At 43.1% G+C, this 16,771-nt stretch carries 16 protein-coding genes; 2 read left to right on the top strand and 14 right to left on the bottom strand.

Going from position 1 to position 16,771, the window contains the following annotated elements; genetic code table 11:
* Positions 1-326 precede the first annotated feature (326 nt).
* The 5 genes from DPG01_RS05405 to ribF all read right to left on the bottom strand — a co-directional run bounded on the left by DPG01_RS05405 (position 327) and on the right by ribF (position 5,941).
* Positions 327-869, bottom strand: coding sequence for an NADPH-dependent FMN reductase (locus DPG01_RS05405; protein ID WP_086210743.1), 543 nt, complete (start codon positions 867-869; stop codon positions 327-329).
* Positions 870-1,023: 154 nt separating this feature from the next.
* A complete protein-coding gene (locus DPG01_RS05410) occupies positions 1,024-1,506 on the bottom strand; it encodes an FKBP-type peptidyl-prolyl cis-trans isomerase (protein ID WP_086210742.1) in 483 nt (160 codons plus the stop codon).
* A complete protein-coding gene (lspA, locus tag DPG01_RS05415) occupies positions 1,499-2,038 on the bottom strand; it encodes a signal peptidase II (RefSeq protein WP_110974405.1) in 540 nt (179 codons plus the stop codon). Before lspA ends, DPG01_RS05410 begins: the two co-directional genes overlap by 8 nt.
* Positions 2,031-4,874, bottom strand: coding sequence for an isoleucine--tRNA ligase (gene ileS, locus DPG01_RS05420; RefSeq protein WP_110974406.1), 2,844 nt, complete (start codon positions 4,872-4,874; stop codon positions 2,031-2,033). The genes lspA and ileS overlap by 8 nt, the downstream gene beginning before the upstream one ends.
* Positions 4,875-4,939: 65 nt before the next feature.
* Entirely contained in the window at positions 4,940-5,941 is a 1,002-nt protein-coding gene (gene ribF, locus DPG01_RS05425) for a bifunctional riboflavin kinase/FAD synthetase (protein WP_110974407.1), read from the bottom strand.
* A 205-nt stretch (positions 5,942-6,146) separates the two neighbouring features.
* Here ribF and DPG01_RS05430 point away from each other — a divergent pair, with 205 nt between their 5' ends.
* Positions 6,147-7,277 (top strand): TDT family transporter, encoded by a 1,131-nt coding sequence (locus DPG01_RS05430; protein WP_110974408.1) that lies wholly within the window; start codon positions 6,147-6,149, stop codon positions 7,275-7,277.
* A 134-nt stretch (positions 7,278-7,411) separates the two neighbouring features.
* Positions 7,412-7,972, top strand: coding sequence for a 5'-nucleosidase (locus DPG01_RS05435; RefSeq protein WP_110974409.1), 561 nt, complete (start codon positions 7,412-7,414; stop codon positions 7,970-7,972).
* Positions 7,973-8,032: 60 nt separating this feature from the next.
* On the opposite strand, the gene DPG01_RS05440 is transcribed toward DPG01_RS05435, so the two are convergent.
* From DPG01_RS05440 to DPG01_RS05480, 9 genes are all read right to left on the bottom strand, one after another.
* A complete protein-coding gene (locus DPG01_RS05440; protein WP_110974410.1) occupies positions 8,033-8,671 on the bottom strand; it encodes a TetR/AcrR family transcriptional regulator in 639 nt (212 codons plus the stop codon).
* Between the two features lie 344 nt (positions 8,672-9,015).
* Positions 9,016-9,816 (bottom strand): ABC transporter ATP-binding protein, encoded by an 801-nt coding sequence (locus tag DPG01_RS05445; protein WP_110974411.1) that lies wholly within the window; start codon positions 9,814-9,816, stop codon positions 9,016-9,018.
* A gap of 10 nt (positions 9,817-9,826) precedes the next feature.
* Positions 9,827-10,642 (bottom strand): aliphatic sulfonate ABC transporter permease SsuC, encoded by an 816-nt coding sequence (gene ssuC, locus DPG01_RS05450; protein WP_110974412.1) that lies wholly within the window; start codon positions 10,640-10,642, stop codon positions 9,827-9,829.
* On the bottom strand, positions 10,642-11,817 hold the full coding sequence (gene ssuD / locus DPG01_RS05455) for an FMNH2-dependent alkanesulfonate monooxygenase (protein WP_110974413.1): 1,176 nt from the start codon (positions 11,815-11,817) through the stop codon (positions 10,642-10,644). The genes ssuC and ssuD overlap by 1 nt, the downstream gene beginning before the upstream one ends.
* A 26-nt stretch (positions 11,818-11,843) precedes the next feature.
* A complete protein-coding gene (locus DPG01_RS05460) occupies positions 11,844-12,839 on the bottom strand; it encodes an aliphatic sulfonate ABC transporter substrate-binding protein (RefSeq protein ID WP_110974414.1) in 996 nt (331 codons plus the stop codon).
* A 16-nt stretch (positions 12,840-12,855) separates the two neighbouring features.
* The gene (locus DPG01_RS05465; RefSeq protein WP_110974415.1) at positions 12,856-13,815 is read right to left on the bottom strand and encodes a sulfonate ABC transporter substrate-binding protein; all 960 of its coding nucleotides are present in this window, start codon (positions 13,813-13,815) and stop codon (positions 12,856-12,858) included.
* 330 nt (positions 13,816-14,145) lie between these two features.
* Positions 14,146-15,498, bottom strand: coding sequence for an amino-acid N-acetyltransferase (gene argA, locus DPG01_RS05470; protein ID WP_110974416.1), 1,353 nt, complete (start codon positions 15,496-15,498; stop codon positions 14,146-14,148).
* A 125-nt stretch (positions 15,499-15,623) separates the two neighbouring features.
* Positions 15,624-15,980: an RcnB family protein gene (locus DPG01_RS05475; protein WP_110974417.1), complete on the bottom strand. Its 357-nt coding sequence runs from the start codon at positions 15,978-15,980 to the stop codon at positions 15,624-15,626.
* A gap of 294 nt (positions 15,981-16,274) precedes the next feature.
* On the bottom strand, positions 16,275-16,658 hold the full coding sequence (locus tag DPG01_RS05480; RefSeq protein ID WP_110974418.1) for an RcnB family protein: 384 nt from the start codon (positions 16,656-16,658) through the stop codon (positions 16,275-16,277).
* Positions 16,659-16,771: the final 113 nt, after the last annotated feature.

Below are 16,771 nucleotides of genomic sequence, written 5' to 3' on the forward strand. Positions count from 1 at the left end.
TTTAATTCGTGAGTCTAACTTAGAGAATTGGGGGATACGAGGTGGTCAAGCCGCATCTGATGTTAATTTAGGATTTGATGTGAATATTTAAAATATCAAACTGGAATTAAAAAGCCCCCAACATCCTGTCGGGGGCTTTTTAAATTCTTTCAAACGGTATAACTCCTGTCCTACCGATCAGCATCCTGCTGTATATTTTATTATTTTTGTTTTTAATTGAGACTTCCTGTCTCTGTATGATTTAACTATAGCGTCGATACTGTTGATTGAAAAGCCGACAAATACTCAAGTTACTGTAAGCAATCGCGTACATAAGAATCTCATCTTTATGCGCTGACATATTTAATCAGTTTATCAATTGCTGCTTTTAGATTTTTCTCATCAAAAGGATTCGGTTCAAAATCTTCGGTTTTATTGCGTGAAAAAATATCCCGAATTTCAATCACGGCATTGGTATCGACTAGGCCGAGTTGAGTACCGACTTGGCGAATTTGGTCGATGGAGCGTGAGCCGTTGGTGCCACCATAACTAATATAAGCTGCAGGTTTGCCTTGCCACTCTTTGCCTAAATAGTCCAATGCATTTTTGAGTGCTGGACTATAGCCGTGATTATATTCAGGACTAATAAAAATAAAGGCATCGCCTTGGACAATGTGATCGGCCCATGCTTGTTGTTTAGGTTGATCATAAATGCCCGTCATTGGGGGATTTGCACCTGCAAAAATTGGCAAATCCCACTCTTTTAAGTCGACCAATTCGAGTTGGACCGTATTGAGCCCAAGTTGTTCAAAGCCTTTTTGCACCCATCGCGCAACTTTAATGGCAGTACGCCCTTCGCGGACACTGCCAATAATGACTTGAATTTTCATGCAAAATCCTTGGAAAATAAATGTGATCACGTTACGGTAGTATGAAATTTAAGCTTTGCATAGATTGAATATGTATCTGATGGATAAATGTTTGAGGCATTAAAAAAGCCCCCGAAGGAGCTTTGAATGACACACAGACGGTCGATCTGTGGCTTTACATAATTTTGATGCCTTGTTGTCCGGCAGGGGTCACTTTGAAGATTTCAACTTCAAAGGTAATATCTTTACCTGCCAATGGATGATTAAAATCTACTTCGGTGATGTCATCACCTACAGTTTTAACTACACCATAAAGACTTTGTTTGGCTTTGTCTTCAAACTCAATCATGTGACCTTCGATTGGTCGCTGTTCAAATTTAACCGTATCAAACTTTTGTACATTCTCAGGGTTCCAAGGACCAAAAGCATCTTCTGGTGGTAGGCTTACGGTACGGCGGTCACCAGCTCGTAAACCAAACAGCGCCTTTTCAAAACCGGGCAATAGGCTACCATCACCCATCACGAGGCTCACAGGTTCTTCACGGCTACGCGTATTGTCAATTTCCACGCCATTTTCAATGGAAACAGAAAAATGTAACTCAACTTTTGAGCCTTCGCTTACGCGAGTTTCTTCATTGGGATTAATAAAATCAGTCATTTTTTACTTCGGCACGTTGGATACGATTTTTTTCGAGAAAAAAGGTATCGATCAACAAAAGGATAGTTCCAAGCGTAATTGAGCTGTCAGCAATATTAAACGCAGGGAAGTGGCTGTTTTGATAGTACACATGAATGAAATCAACCACATAGCCTAAGCTAATACGGTCGATTAAATTGCCTATAGCACCACCTAGAATAAGCGCAATTGCAATGGGCAGGACTTTTACTGTTTTTGGCATACGCATCAGCCAGAACAGGAAAATGACAGACACAATACCAGCAAGAGAGGTAAAGAAATAGCGTTGCCACCCACCAGCATCGGACAAGAAACTAAAGGCTGCGCCATAGTTATGCAATAAGGTCCAATTTAAAAAGGGCAGAACTGGTACTGGATCTGCATAATTCAGATGGGTACTGGCAATCCATTTGGTCCATTGATCTAAGACAATGGCTAGAATAGCCAAGCCTACCCACACTAAATTATGCGGATAGAATTGGAATAAGCCCTTTTTCTGTTGAGGGTTAGGCATATTTTCTCTCTTCGCCTTGGCCTGTAGGAAGGTTGATAATACAACGTCCACATAAACCTGGATGTGTAACATGTGTATTCACATCTGGTAGAACATGCCAGCAACGTACACATTTTTCACCATCAGCAGCTGAGACTTTAACATTCAGACCTGCCAAATCAGAAGCTTCGCCTTGAGTTGCATCGAATGTATTCACAAGTACTTGCGATGTGATCAGGACAAAGCGAAGTTCATCATCTAGACGATCAAGTACGTCTTTGAGTTCGGCATCTGCCCACAGTTCAACTTTGGCAGAGAGATTTGAACCCACGATTTTCGCAGTACGTGCAGTTTCGATGAACTTGTTCACTGCAGACTTCACTGCAATGAGGGTTTGCCAATCGGCTTCAGACAACAGGTTTGCTTTTGAAGCCACAGGAATCTCATACCATTCCGCAGTGAACACATATTTCTCAGTTTGTTCTGGAATCAGTGGCCATGCCTCTTGAGCGGTAAAGCTTAAGATTGGTGACATCCAACGCACAAAGGCTTGTACCAAATGATACAACGCAGTCTGAGCCGAACGACGCGCTTGCGAATCTGCTTTAGTGGTGTACTGACGGTCTTTGATGATGTCTAGATAGAAACCACCCAAGTCGTTGATACAGAAGTTGGTCAGCGCATTGGTCACGATATGGAAGTTCATATCTTCATAGGCTTGCTGAATGGTTTTCTGTACATCTGCTGCACGTTGCAAGATGTATTGATCAAGTGCGATCAATTGATCTACAGGCAGTGCATCGGTCGATGGTTTGAAACCATTGAGGTTCGCCAACAAGAAGCGCAAAGTATTACGAATACGACGATAGCCATCTGATGCACGGTTAAAGATTTCTTTGCCTGCAGTCATTTCATAACGGTAATCTGCCGATGCAATCCAGAAACGCAAGCCATCTGCACCCATGTCTTTAATGATGTCTTGTGGGGTGATGATGTTGCCTAAAGATTTTGACATCTTACGGCCTTTTTCATCCACCACGAAGCCATGAGTTAGCAAGCCTTTATACGGCGCACGTTGATTGATAGCGACAGAGGTTAATAATGAAGACTGGAACCAACCACGATGTTGGTCTGAGCCTTCAAGGTATAAATCGGCTGGATCGGTGAGTTCTTCGCGTTCACGCAGCACGGCATAGTGGGTTGTGCCTGAGTCAAACCATACGTCTAAAGTGTCACGCACACAATTGTACTGTTCCGCTTCATCACCAATAAAGTCTTTCGCTTCACGGTTATACCAAGCGTCAATTCCTTCTTGTTCGATTAACTTCGCGACTTCTTCGATCAACTCTGCTGTGCGCGGATGTAGCTCATTGGTGTCTTTATGCACGAAGAATGGGATTGGTACACCCCAAGTACGTTGACGCGAAATACACCAGTCTGGACGACCTTCGATCATAGCTTGAATACGGTTTTTGCCCCAATCTGGCACGAAGCTGATTTCGTTTTCAATCGCATTTAACGCATTTTGACGTAAGCCTTGTGCATCCATGCTGATAAACCACTGCGGGGTCGCACGGAAAATAATTGGAGTTTTATGGCGCCAGCAATGCGGATAGCTATGTTTGATCGGTTGATGCGCCCACAAGCGACCGACTGCACCCAACGCTTCAATGATTTTTGGATTGGCTTTGTAGATGTGCTCACCAGCAAAAACGGGTGACGTTGGTAAATATACACCATTGCCACCGACTGGGTTTTCAACTTTTAAGTTGTACAGTAAACCGACTTTATAGTCGTCCACACCATGACCTGGCGCAGTATGAACCGCACCTGTACCGCTGGTTGCAATCACGTGTTCACCTAAAATCACAGGCACTTGACGGTCTGTAATCAAAGGATGTTGTAATAATAAGTTTTCGATAGCCGAACCCGTGAAATCAGCTAAAACGATAGGGTTTTCAAACTTATAACGCTCAACTGCTGATGCAACTAGGTCTTTGGCCAAAATAAAGTTTTGTGTCCCGCGATCAGTTGTGACTTGAACCAATTGATAGTCAATTTCTGCATGTACAGCAACCGCTTGGTTCGCAGGTAAAGTCCACGGTGTGGTGGTCCAAATCACGATATCGGTTGGGTCTTGAACATCCACCCCTAAGCGTGCGCTTAAATCTTTTAAGTCGACAACGGTGAAACCAACATCAATTGCATCTGATTTTTTATCTTCATATTCGACTTCTGCTTCAGCTAAAGCTGAACCACAGTCGAGACACCAGTTTACTGGTTTGAGACCTGGTTCGATATGACCTGCTTTCGCAATCGCGCCGACAGAGCGCACAATGTCTGCTTCCTGTTTGAAGTTCATGGTCAGATAAGGATTGTCCCAATCCCCAAACACACCCATGCGCACGAAGTCTTTCTTTTGTAATTCGACTTGGGTGTAAGCATATTCGCGGCAGGCTTTACGGAAAGTCGAAGCATCCACTTTTACACCGACTTTCCCGACTTTTTCTTCAACTTTGAGTTCAATCGGTAGACCGTGACAGTCCCAACCTGGAACATAAGGTGCATCAAAGCCATCGAGCACGCGACTTTTAATGATGACGTCTTTGAGGACTTTGTTTACCGCATGACCCAAGTGGATTTGACCATTTGCATACGGAGGGCCGTCATGTAGGACATATTTTTTCTTGCCAATACGCGACGCACGAATCTGCTGATAAATGTTGTCGGCATACCACTCTTCTAACCATTTTGCTTCACGCACCGCAAGATTTGCTTTCATGGCAAAATCGGTACCTGGGAGGTTAAGTGTGGCTTTATAATCCACTGCATTTTCAGTAGTTTGCTTGTCGCTCATGCAAGTTTTCTTCCAATTTAATCAGCTTTTAGACTGACGCGTTTTACATAAAATTGATTGGGTATTTAAAAGGGAAATGTTGGGGTGTTTTGACGAAACTCAAGCAGTTTCACCACATCGTCATCAATTCCTGCTTTTAGTGCTTCCAGCGAAGGGTAATTCTTTTCACCATGTAAATAGTTTAAGAAGGTGACCCGCATTAATAAGCCATACAGATTAGCAGAAACATCAGGGAAATGTACTTCTAATCGCCATTCAGGATGATCTTGCTGAATGGCTGGCCGTGTTCCAACATGACCTGCGCCAAAAAGGGCAGAAGGTTCATATCCAGCAATGCCCAACCGTTCAGGTTGGTCTGCTTTGACTTTGTCGCGTAGGGATGTGGTTTCACAAATCACATCGACACCATAAATGCCGTTTAAACAAGGTTTGTGACGATTTAAACGCACATTAATGGTTGGAAAATCTAGGGTTCGACCAATTTGGTCGCCATACTGCACTCGACCTGTAATGCTATAAGGTCGGCCTAATAATTGTGCTGCGAGTGCCAAATCCCCTGCTGCAAGAGTTTGGCGAATCCGGGTTGAACTAACGCGTTCACCTTCTGCGAGGACGGTTTCAAGATTATGCACTTGAAAACCATAATTTTTAAGAAATTCACTATTGCCTTGGCGATTTTTACCAAAGTGGAAATCATCGCCTAAAACCAAACTTTGGGCATTGAGTTTATCTTTTAAAATATCGGCAAATGCTTCGGCACTTAAACTCCGGAAGCTATTGTCAAATTTAGCAACTGCAATATAGTCCACACCTAGCTCAGTTAAATATTCGACTTTTTCACGTAAGGATGAAATCCTCGGTGGAGCATCATAAGCTTTAAAAAATTCAAGTGGTTGAGGTTCAAAAATCATCACCACTGTTTTTAGGTTGTGTTGTTTTGCAACGGCTTTGAGCTGATGAATCATGGCTTGATGACCCAAATGCACCCCGTCAAAATTACCGATGGTGACAACGGTTTTTTCTAATTCAGAGTGTGAGGGCAAAGCATGTAGACGGAGCAGCTTCATGGGCAAATCAAGTGCTTAGAATAAATAACGGCTTATATATTGCCATATTCTTGGGCATTCGTCTTGTGGTTGTTTTTTGACAATGCAAAATTTCGTAGAAAGTTCACATATATCATTTTAATTGATTTATTTAATATGAATTAATCAATTTCTCTTATTTATGGTTTTGGTTAGTATAAATGTAGTTTCTAATGAGGACCAACTCATGCAAAAACCATTTACACAACTTGGACAGCGGCAAAATCTGATCCGTCAATTTACCCCCAACTGGTTTACTGTCAGTATGGGAACAGGTGTGGTGGCGCTTATTGTATCAGAGTTTCCGATTTTAAAGTCATTCACATGGTCGTTCGGCACAACGCTTTGGTATCTCAATATTGCGCTTTTTGTACTTTTTACTGTGCTTTATGGACTGCGTTGGGTATTTTATCCGCATGAAGCTAAACAGATTTTTCAGCATCCGATGATGAGTTTGTTTTTAGGCACTATTCCGATGGCACTGGCGACGATTCTAAATGGCTGTTTAAAGTATGGGCAGCCGATTTATGGAGATATTGCGGTTCATGTCGCCAAGAGCCTTTGGTACGTAGATGTGCTCCTTGCACTATTGGTGGCATGGGGTGTTCCTTTTGTCATGTATCAGCGTCAGCAACATAGTTTGATCAATATGACAGCAGTTTGGTTGTTGCCGATCGTGGCTTGTGAGGTTGCGGCCAGCAGTGGCGGTCTATTGCTGGGGCATTTGCCAACAGATGGTCATGCTGTTGCGATTTTATTGGCTAGCTATGTCCTTTGGGGTATTTCTGTTTTACCTGCTTTTGCTATTTTAACGATTTTAATGTTGCGTTTAGTCTTACATAAACTACCCGAAAAAGAGCTGGCAGTCAGCAGTTGGTTGGCTTTGGGACCGATCGGTACGGGGGCTTTGGCTTTATTGATTTTAGGACAGCAAGCACCGACAGTTTTGGTGAGCATAGATTTGGCTGAAATGGGCCAGCTTTTTCAATATGCAGGAATTTTCGGTAGTCTCATTCTGCTCGGTTTTGGGTTATGGTGGTTAGGCATTGCTGTGATGACCACTTTACACCATGCCAAACAGGAATTACCTTTTAACCTCGGCTGGTGGGGACTGACATTTCCGTTGGGCGTGTACACCCTCGCGATTCTTAATTTAGCGCAGCAATTGAATTTAGTTTTCCTCTACGCTGTTGGCTATGCCTTTGCTGCCATTCTGCTGATACTTTGGTGTTTAGTTGCAAGCAAAACCGCGCATGGTTTTTATCAAGGCCATTTGTTTTTTTCACCCTGTTTAAAAGCCTATTTGGAACAGCATTAAAGTCAGTGAAAATGCTATTTTTTACTTAGATCAAAATGCTGGATACGATTTTGGGTCGTGGTGTTTAAACTACTTTTCTTTCGGATAGATTTGCTTTCTAATGGGCTGAATGAAGTCTGTTATTTGAGTATGTTATGTCAGATGTTGCACTGATCATGGCTTTGCCGAATGAATCCAAAGGATTATTTGAACAAGCAGGGATTGAAGTTCATTACAGTGGTGTGGGCAAAGTCAATGCGGCCTATAAAGCATTTGAAGTGATTCAAAAAACAGGTTGTAAAACCCTGATTAATTTAGGTACCGCTGGCAGTAGTTATTTTGATCAGCATGAGTTGATCGAAGTTTCTCAATTTGTACAGCGTGATATGGATGTTTCACCACTCGGTTTTGCGGTCGGCTTTACACCATTTGACAGCATGGACCCCGCTGAAATTCATTTGGAGCCTTTTTTTCAGCAGTTACGCACAGGTATCTGTGGGACTGGTGATAGCTTTGAAACAGGAACACCCAAAGTCGCGTGCGACTTGGTGGATATGGAAGGTTATGCCTTGGCAAAGGTTTGTAAAAAGCTCGATGTACGTCTGATTTCAGTTAAATATATTTCAGATGGAGCTAACGACACTGCTCATTTGGATTGGGAAGACAATCTCCTATTGGGCGCTCAGAAATTATTGAGATTATTTGAAAGTATCTGAGGCTTTGATTTTGTCTTTTTAAATTTGGCGACCATAGAGTGCTATGGTCGTATGCCAAAACTATTCAGGTTTGAATAAGTCAGACGGAGTTCTTGGGATCACACCATATAACATCATATGTACAGTGTGTTGAATTACACGCTGTTGCATACTACGGTTACGTAGGGTTTTACCTGTCACCATTTCCATTTGTGTGGCAAAGTCAGCATAGTTTTGTGTCAAAGCCCAAATATTCAAAATGAGCAATTCAGGATCAATTGCTTTTGAAATTTTGCCTTGTTCTTGCCAATTGCTAATCACTTTAGCTTTACGTTTGACCAATTTCTTTAGAGGCCCTTTGAGTATTTCCAGAATATGTGGAGCACCTTGAATGACTTCTAGCGCAAATAAGCGTGAGGCTTTAGGTTGAGTCCGAGAAACCTCAATCTTTTGCAATAAGTAGTTGGTGATCGCTTCTTCTGGCTCTAAGTCCGCTTCTAGCATTTGCAATGGTGCTAACCACTTTTGCAGAACCGTCGTTAAAACTTCAACGTACAAAGCTTCTTTATTTTCATAGTAATAGAAAATATTCGATTTGTGCATCTCAGCAATCTGTGCGATCTCATCTAAACTCGCTCCATTAAAACCATAGAGTGAAAAGACATCTAGTGCAGCATTCAGCAGCTGGTGGCGTTTTTGAGTACTCTTTTTCTGTTCCATTCGCTAATTTAAAAAACAATAAAAAGGGGGAAGGACAAATTGTACGGCAAATCATCAGACTTGTGCACAAAGTGGAAATTTAATTTTTTGAATAATGATCATTTATTCTGTAGATTGACTAATAAATTGCGATAAATTCTAAAACTTGTCCAATAAAATATCATTATGTAAAAACTATTTTGTATCACAGACACGAAAGAATAGATTTTTTTCAGGGGTGTTTTGTAAAAATAACGTGAAATTTCACTTTTTAAATATGTAAGTGTTTGAAATACATGAGCGTCTCATATTTTCACGCCTGTGCAAAAAGATCCTTAGCGCCATGCTAAGGATATTGAATAAAGTTAGGTGGCCAGAACGGCATTTAATACTTGCTGTTCAAGTGAGTTAAAAGCGACATCTTTGACCCGGGGACGGGGTAGGTTGACTTGAAACTCTTTGGCAATATGACCACGGTCTAACAAAATAATTCGATCTGCCAGTTGAACGGCTTCGCTGACATCATGCGTAACTAAGATGGCGGTAAAACCTTGTTCCGTCCATAATTTTTCAATCAAATTCTGCATGTCCAAGCGAGTGAGGGCATCCAATGCACCTAAAGGTTCATCCAACAGTAAAATCCGTGGCTTATGGGATAAAGCCCGTGCTAAGGCAGTGCGTTGGCGTTGTCCCCCAGAGAGCTGCGAAGGCCAAAGCCCCGCTTTGTCTTTAAGCCCGACTTTTTCCAACAGACTAGAGGCATTGGCATGTTGTTCTTTGGCTAAGCCCAGTTGCACATTTTTTTCTATAGAACGCCATGGCAGTAAGCGTGGATCTTGAAACATCACACGAATATCGTCTGCGGTAATCCCTTCGCGGAGGTGTCGCGCGGATTTAAACTTAATTTCACCATAGCTTTGTTGTTCTAAGTTGGCAATCAGACGCAGTAGCGTACTTTTACCACAACCACTACGTCCGACAATGGCTAAAAACTCACCTGGCTGAATATGCAGGTCTAAGTCTTCAAGAACTTTAACTGAACCATAAAACTTATGCAGTTGTTCAATAATAATTTCGGCCCCAAGCACCGCTTGAGGGTTAATGTCTTGATTATGATTTGGCTGCGATGTAATAGTGGCATGGCGACCAAGGCTTAAATCAGTCATCTCAGACTCCTTATTTTTGGTATCCTGCATGCCAACGCAGCAGGTATTTTTCTAATGTGACGGCCAGTACATCAGCCAGTTTTCCAAGTAGGGCATACAGTAAAATCCCCACCAAGACGATGTCAGTCTGTAAAAATTCACGCGCATTCATGGTCATATAACCAATGCCCGCTTGTGCCGAAATGGTTTCGGCAACGATCAATAACACCCACACCAAACCCAGTGAAAAGCGCAGACCAACCAAAATAGAGGGCATCGCGCCGGGTAAAATAATTTCTTTATACAGTTGCCAACGGGTCAAGCCATAGCTTTTCCCCATTTCAATCAGTTGCGGATCTACTGAACGTATGCCGTGATAGGTGTTGATGTAAATGGGGAAAAACACCCCGACCGCAACCAAGAACAGCTTGGCGCTTTCATCAATCCCGAACCACAAAATCACCAATGGAATAAGTGCCAGTGCGGGAATATTTCGGATCATCTGTAGAGTGGTGTCGAGCAGGGTGGACGCCATTTTCGATGAACCATTTAACAAACCCAGAAATAGCCCTAAACCGCCACCCACCAATAAGCCGAGTAAGGCACGGCCTGCACTGACTTGCACATGCTTCCATAGTTCACCACTCAGTAGCAGGTGCCAGAAAGCGCTAACTACTGCAGTAGGTGCAGGTAAAATGCGACTTTCTAAGAGTCCTGTGCTAGAAGCAATTTGCCAAAGCACAATTAAGCCGATAGGAAAGAGCCAAGGCAGCAATAGCTGCCCCAACTGGGTTCCACGTGAAACCTTTTCCTGCTGGAGGGTTTGCACTGAAACGATTTTGGACATTAGGCAGGCTCCTGAATCGCTTTTGTTTTTTTGTTTTCATCAGGTGTGTAGTTGTTTGCCACAATCTCACCAAAGGGACCTGTTAAATTTGGTTGTGCTAACTTTGCTTGAGTTTCAAGTGGCAGGAGTGGGAACACTAACTCGGCAAAACGAATCGACTCTTCAAGATGTGGATAGCCTGAGAAAATAAAGGTACTGATGCCCAAGTCAGCATATTCTTGAATACGCGCTGCAACTGTTTCAGGGGCACCGACCAATGCCGTACCTGCACCCCCACGAACCAGTCCTACACCAGCCCAAAGGTTGGGAGATACTTCAAGTTTACTGCGGTCACCATTGTGTAGTTCGGCCATGCGACGTTGGCCGACCGAGTCCATGCTCTTAAATTTTGCCTGTGCTGCAGCAATGGTGGCATCATCGACATATTGAATAAGCTCTTCTGCCGCTTGCCATGCTTGTTCATTGGTTTCACGTACAATCACATGCAGACGGATACCATAGTTGAGCGTACGGCCTTTGGCCTCGGCTTTGGCACGTACAGTGTCAATTTTTGCTTTGACTGCCGCAGGAGGTTCTCCCCATGTCAGATACGTGTCAACCTGATCCGTCGCCAACTCGATGGCATCATCCGATGAACCGCCAAACCAAAGTGGAGGGTAGGGTTGTTGTACAGGTGGATACAGCAGTTTGGCATCATCTACGTTTAGACGTTCGCCGTGAAAGCTAAAGCTTTCACCTGTATGGGAGCGGGTTAAAATCTCACGCCAAATTTTGACGTATTCATTGGCGGTTTTATAGCGAGTCGAGTGGTCTTCATAAACACCATCGCCTTGCAGTTCTTTTTCATCGCCACCTGTCACCAAGTTCAATAAAACTCGACCATTGGAGAGACGGTCAAAGGTGGCTGCCATCCGTGCAGCCAGTGCCGGAGTGGTCACGCCTGGACGTAATGCAACCAAGAATTTTAATTTTTTCGTGGCATCAATCAGACTGGCTGCGGTCAACCATGGATCTTCACATGAACGACCCGTTGGAATCAGTACACCTTCATAACCTAAATTATCCACGGCAACCGCAATCTGTTTCATATAAGCATGGTCCACTTGACGAGCACCTTTGCTGGTACCTAAGTAGCGACTGTCGCCGTGAGTTGGGATAAACCAGAAAATTTTCATTTTTAAAAATCCTTAGATAGAGTCGTTTAAGGTTTGCTCGGTGCAACCCAAACGGTACTTTGAACTTGAATGTGTTTCGGAATGAGCTGGACTTGTTGAAACAAATCGGCAATCTGTTGTTGGGCTTGTACCACTTCAGGCGTCAGGGTTTGAATCGGAGACGGTTTCAGACGTTTGTCGATGACCCGTTGAGCAATAGAGGGCTGTAAACCCGTACTTTGGGTATAGACCGAAAGTGCTTGTACTTGGTTTTTCAGCACCCATTGATCGGCCTGATTCAAGCCGTGGATGAATTGGGCAGTCGCTTCAGGATAGGCCTGAATAAATTTTGGATTGCCAATATAAAAAGAATAGGTTTGTGGAAATGCTGTGCCATCAATCAAAACTTTGGCATGAGCATCTTGTTCTGCTGCACTGAGGTAGGGTTCCCAAATGGCCCATGCATCAATGGATTGTTTATCAAACGCGGCACGTGCATCCGCAGGGGGCAGCCAAATCGGTTGAATGTCCTGCCAACTGAGTCCTGCTTTTTGTAAGATTTTCGCCAACAACTCATGCGCGCTTGAACCACGCTGAACGGCAATGCGTTTGCCTTTTAAGGCTTGGATTGAACCAATGCTACTATTTTTAGGAATTAACAGGGCTTGAGAGTTAGCGGGTACTTGTTCGTAGCCGACATAACTGAGTGCTTTGTCAGCAGCTTGGGCAAAGATCGGTGGGGTATTGCCCACAGCACCAAAATCGACAGCACCAACGGATAATGCTTCTAACATTTGTGGACCAGCAGGAAATTCTTTCCATTCAATTTTGGCTTGAGGAAATTGCTGCTCAAATAATTTTTGCTCACGCGCGACCAATAGGTTCAAAGACGACTTTTGGTAGCCAATTGACAGTGTTTTAACTGGAGCTGCTGCCTGTTTTTCTGGCGTGTTCGGTGCTGCTGTGTCTTGCTTTTGGCATGCCCCGAGTCCAAGACTCAAGCTGACGATGCCAATACTAGAAACTGTTTTCAGTGTTTTCATAATGATCTCTATATTTTTATTTAATAATGGCAGCGTCAATATTCAGCTTGTTTGGAATGAGTTTTTGTTGATAGAAAGCATCGGCAACGTACTGCTGTTTTTTTGCGACTTCGGCTGAAATGGGCTGAACGCCAAAGCCCATACGACCAATCGAGCTTTGTAAAATGTCTAAAGACAAGCCCGTTGGTTTTTCTAGCAATTGGGCAGCTTGTTGTTGATTTTGTTTAACCCACTGTGTTGTGGTATTTAATTCTTTCACGACTGTTTTTAAGACTTCGGGGTGAGCTTCCGCAAACTTACGATCGGCCAAATAGAACTGATGATTACTCACCAAGTTTTCTCCAGTAGCAATCACACGCGCCGAAATTTGATGTTCAGCGGCCGCAAAGAAGGGATCCCAAATGACCCATGCATCGACTGCACCTCGTTCAAACGCAGCACGTGCATCTGATGGGGGTAGATACACTGCTTCAATATCAGAAAGTTTGAGGTTATTCGCTTCTAATACTTTAAGTAGCAGGTAATGCACATTTGAACCTTTGTTGAGTGCAATTCGTTTACCTTTTAGGTCTTGAATGCTTTGAATTTTCGAATCTTTTTGTACGATCAGTGCTTCTGCTTTGGGTGCTGCTGGTTGGTTGGCAATATAAACCAAGTTAGCGTTCGCGGCTTGAGCGAAAATTGGAGGGGCTTCACCTGCTTCACCAAAGACCACACTGCCGACATTTAAACCTTCGAGGAGCTGTGGACCTGCGGGAAACTCAACCCATTTGACTTGGACATTTTGTGCTTTAAGCGCCGTTTCTAAAGTGCCTCGCTCTTTGACGATTGGCAAAATGCCATATTTTTGAAAGCCAATATTCAGTGTGACGGTTTCAGTCTCTTTTTTTCCACATCCAGATAACATCATGGCACCCGCGACTGTTGCAGCAAGAACGCTTGTTTTGATCCAGAACTTTGCTTGAGAGGTGCTCATGTGTTTCTTAACTCCAAATAAATAAAGTGGTGAGTTGGTGAACACATACGCTAAAGGGCTTTTCTTTTCAGAAAAAATAAGAAATCAGGCTTTAGACATGAAAAAAAAAGATAAAAACAAAAGTGCAAAACTTATGTGAAAATGAGCAATATAAAAAACATAAAATATAAAATTTATTAAGATTAACTTATTGATATTTATTATTTAAAATGCATTTTTATTTTTTGAATAAGCTTAGTCTTTCACGCTATATGGACTTGAGCGATTGGGGTGGTATTTTCTCGATAAAGATATGAGAAATAAAGATATCCATAATCCTGCAAAAGCCACTTAAAGTGGCTTTTTAAAGACCAGTGAGTTGCGCTGATAGTTGTATAAGGCTTGGCGGGCATTGGGAAGTTCATCGACATTGGCGGTTTCAAAGCCATGTTCTAAGAACCAATGTGCAGTACGTGTGGTCAGTACAAACAACTGCTGAATCCCCATACTGCGGGCTTTACCTTCGAGATAATGCAAAATTTGGCTGCCGCGATTAGATTTGCGATAACTCGGATCGACTGCAACACACGCAATTTCAGCACTGTGTATTTCACCTTCCGCCGCTGGTAGTGGGTAGAGGGCAGCACAGGCCAAGATCATGCCATCACGTTCAATCACGGCAAATTGACCAATTTCGTTTTCGAGACGTTCACGTGAGCGATACACCAAGATACCTTCTTCTTCAAGCGGACGTAATAGGTTAATCAGCCCGCCGACATCCTGAATGTTGGCCATACGGACTTCTTCATAATGGGCATCGGTAATCATGGTGCCTGAGCCATCCCGCGTGAAGAGCTCTTCAACCAAGGCACCATCATAAGCATAGGAAATGAGATGGACCCGATGTACGCCATGCGTCGAGGCCTTTTTGGCACCACGTAAATGTAAGGCAATGTCTGGATTAGAGTCTTGATATTTCTCAATTTGTGCATCGAGTTTGTGTGGAGAAATTTCGCGTTGCAACTGACTATGTTCATTGAGCAGACCATGTTGCTTGCCCAAGAAAATTAACTTGTCTGCTTTAAGATGAATCGCCGTACGGGTTGCCACTTCTTCTGCTAGCAGGTTGAATACTTCGCCTGTGGTGGAGTAGCCAGTTGGCCCGAGTAGCACAATATTGTGGTTATCCAAATGGCGTTGAATGGCATCGGTATCGACCGTACGGACTTCACCTGTTAACTGAAAATCGACCCCATCGCGAATGCCATAGGGCTTGGCTGTAACAAAATTCCCTGAAACTACATCAATGCGTGCACCATACATCGGTGAGTTGGCCAACCCCATCGACAGTAAGGCTTCAATTTGCAAACGAATTGAGCCTACCGCGTTCATCACGCAACTTAGGGATTCTCGCGTGGTCACGCGGCGATGTTGATGAAATGGTGTCTGTAGCTGGCTTTGTTTTAGATTGTGGTTGATTTGCGGACGTGCGCCATGCACCAAGATCAGACGAATCCCGAGTGAATGCAGTAAGGCAATATCGTGAATAATATGTTGAAAGTTATCATGCTGAACGGCTTCACCATCAAACATGATTACAAAGGTTTTATTGCGGTGAGCATTGATATAAGGCGCAGAATGTCGAAACCAATGCACATACTGCAAAGTTGTACTGTGATGTGTTTCGATGGAATTTGCGTGCATGCCTGTCTCAAAATGAACTGCTTAGCATGATTTTAATCAAAAATTGCAGAAGAGGAAGTCTTAAATTAAAAAACACCTGATGCAAAGATCAGGTGTTTGATTGGCTTGCCGAAATGAATGGCTGATTAGTTAATAATGCGGAGAATACGGTTATTACGCTCATTGACGAGGACATAGTCGCCATTGATCTTGTACCACTGTTGGTAACGCCCTGTGTTGGGTAGGCGACGCGCTTCGCGGTTACTGACATGATAACGTGATGAATCATAACTTCGGGGAAGATATTGACCTGAGCGCCAGTCTCGGCTCGGGTTGACACGGCTGTTTTTATAGCGGTCGTTTGTATTAGAGCGGTGATCATTACGTTGATCCCAACGCGAGTCATGATCATGAGAGCGATTATAATCCTGAGGTGCTGCCATGGCAGATGTTGTTATGAGTGCACCTAAAGAGAGGGTGATTACAGTCAGAATTTTTTTCATTGCTTTCATCCAGTATTTATCTTGTTTCGATGATTCAAAATTAGCGAACAACTCTAGAGAAAGCGTGAGGGCTATTTAGGTGAATTGTGAAATGTATGAAGAGACTGAGGAGATTGTTATTTCTTTGAAATATTGTCCATTACAGGGTTTTAGACATAAAAAACCTGAAAAACATCTTTTATACTCCGCTTCACTATCATCTCTAGACCCTAGTCTAAAATTGTGTGAAAGCGAATAAAAATATGATGATTCAGGTTTAAATAGTGGATTTGCGGTGCAAGATCAACAAGGAGATTAAAGTCCCATGATACGCAAAATATTGTTGCTATCTGCATCGACTAAGATGTAGTCATTATTAATTTTGTACCATTGTTGGTTACGGTTTGGTTTAGGGAGATTATGCTCTTTGTATTCGACCTTATAGCCATTACCACGGTAATGCTGTGGCATCACATAACCTTGTTGCCATTTATGCTGTTGCAAACGTTTGACACCCCGTTCTTCACGCATACGTCGACGGTCTTGTTGATCATCGTCATCTGAACCACGAAAGTCTCGACCACGTGATTCATTACCAAAGCGTGGATGGTCGTTGTCAAACTGAGGGGCAGCAGTACTGAGACTACTTGCCATCAAAGCACTGAAAGAGATTGCCAATACTGTCAAAATCTTTTTCATGTTCAATCCTCATTAGGGTAATTTCACTCTTTCCTATAATGTACGAAAAAAATGCAGAGAAACTGTGAAGATAAATTGGGCATTTATTAACAAATGCAGAGATATTAAGAAGA

The organism is Acinetobacter sp. WCHAc060042 (assembly GCF_003231195.1).
Classification (GTDB): domain Bacteria; phylum Pseudomonadota; class Gammaproteobacteria; order Pseudomonadales; family Moraxellaceae; genus Acinetobacter.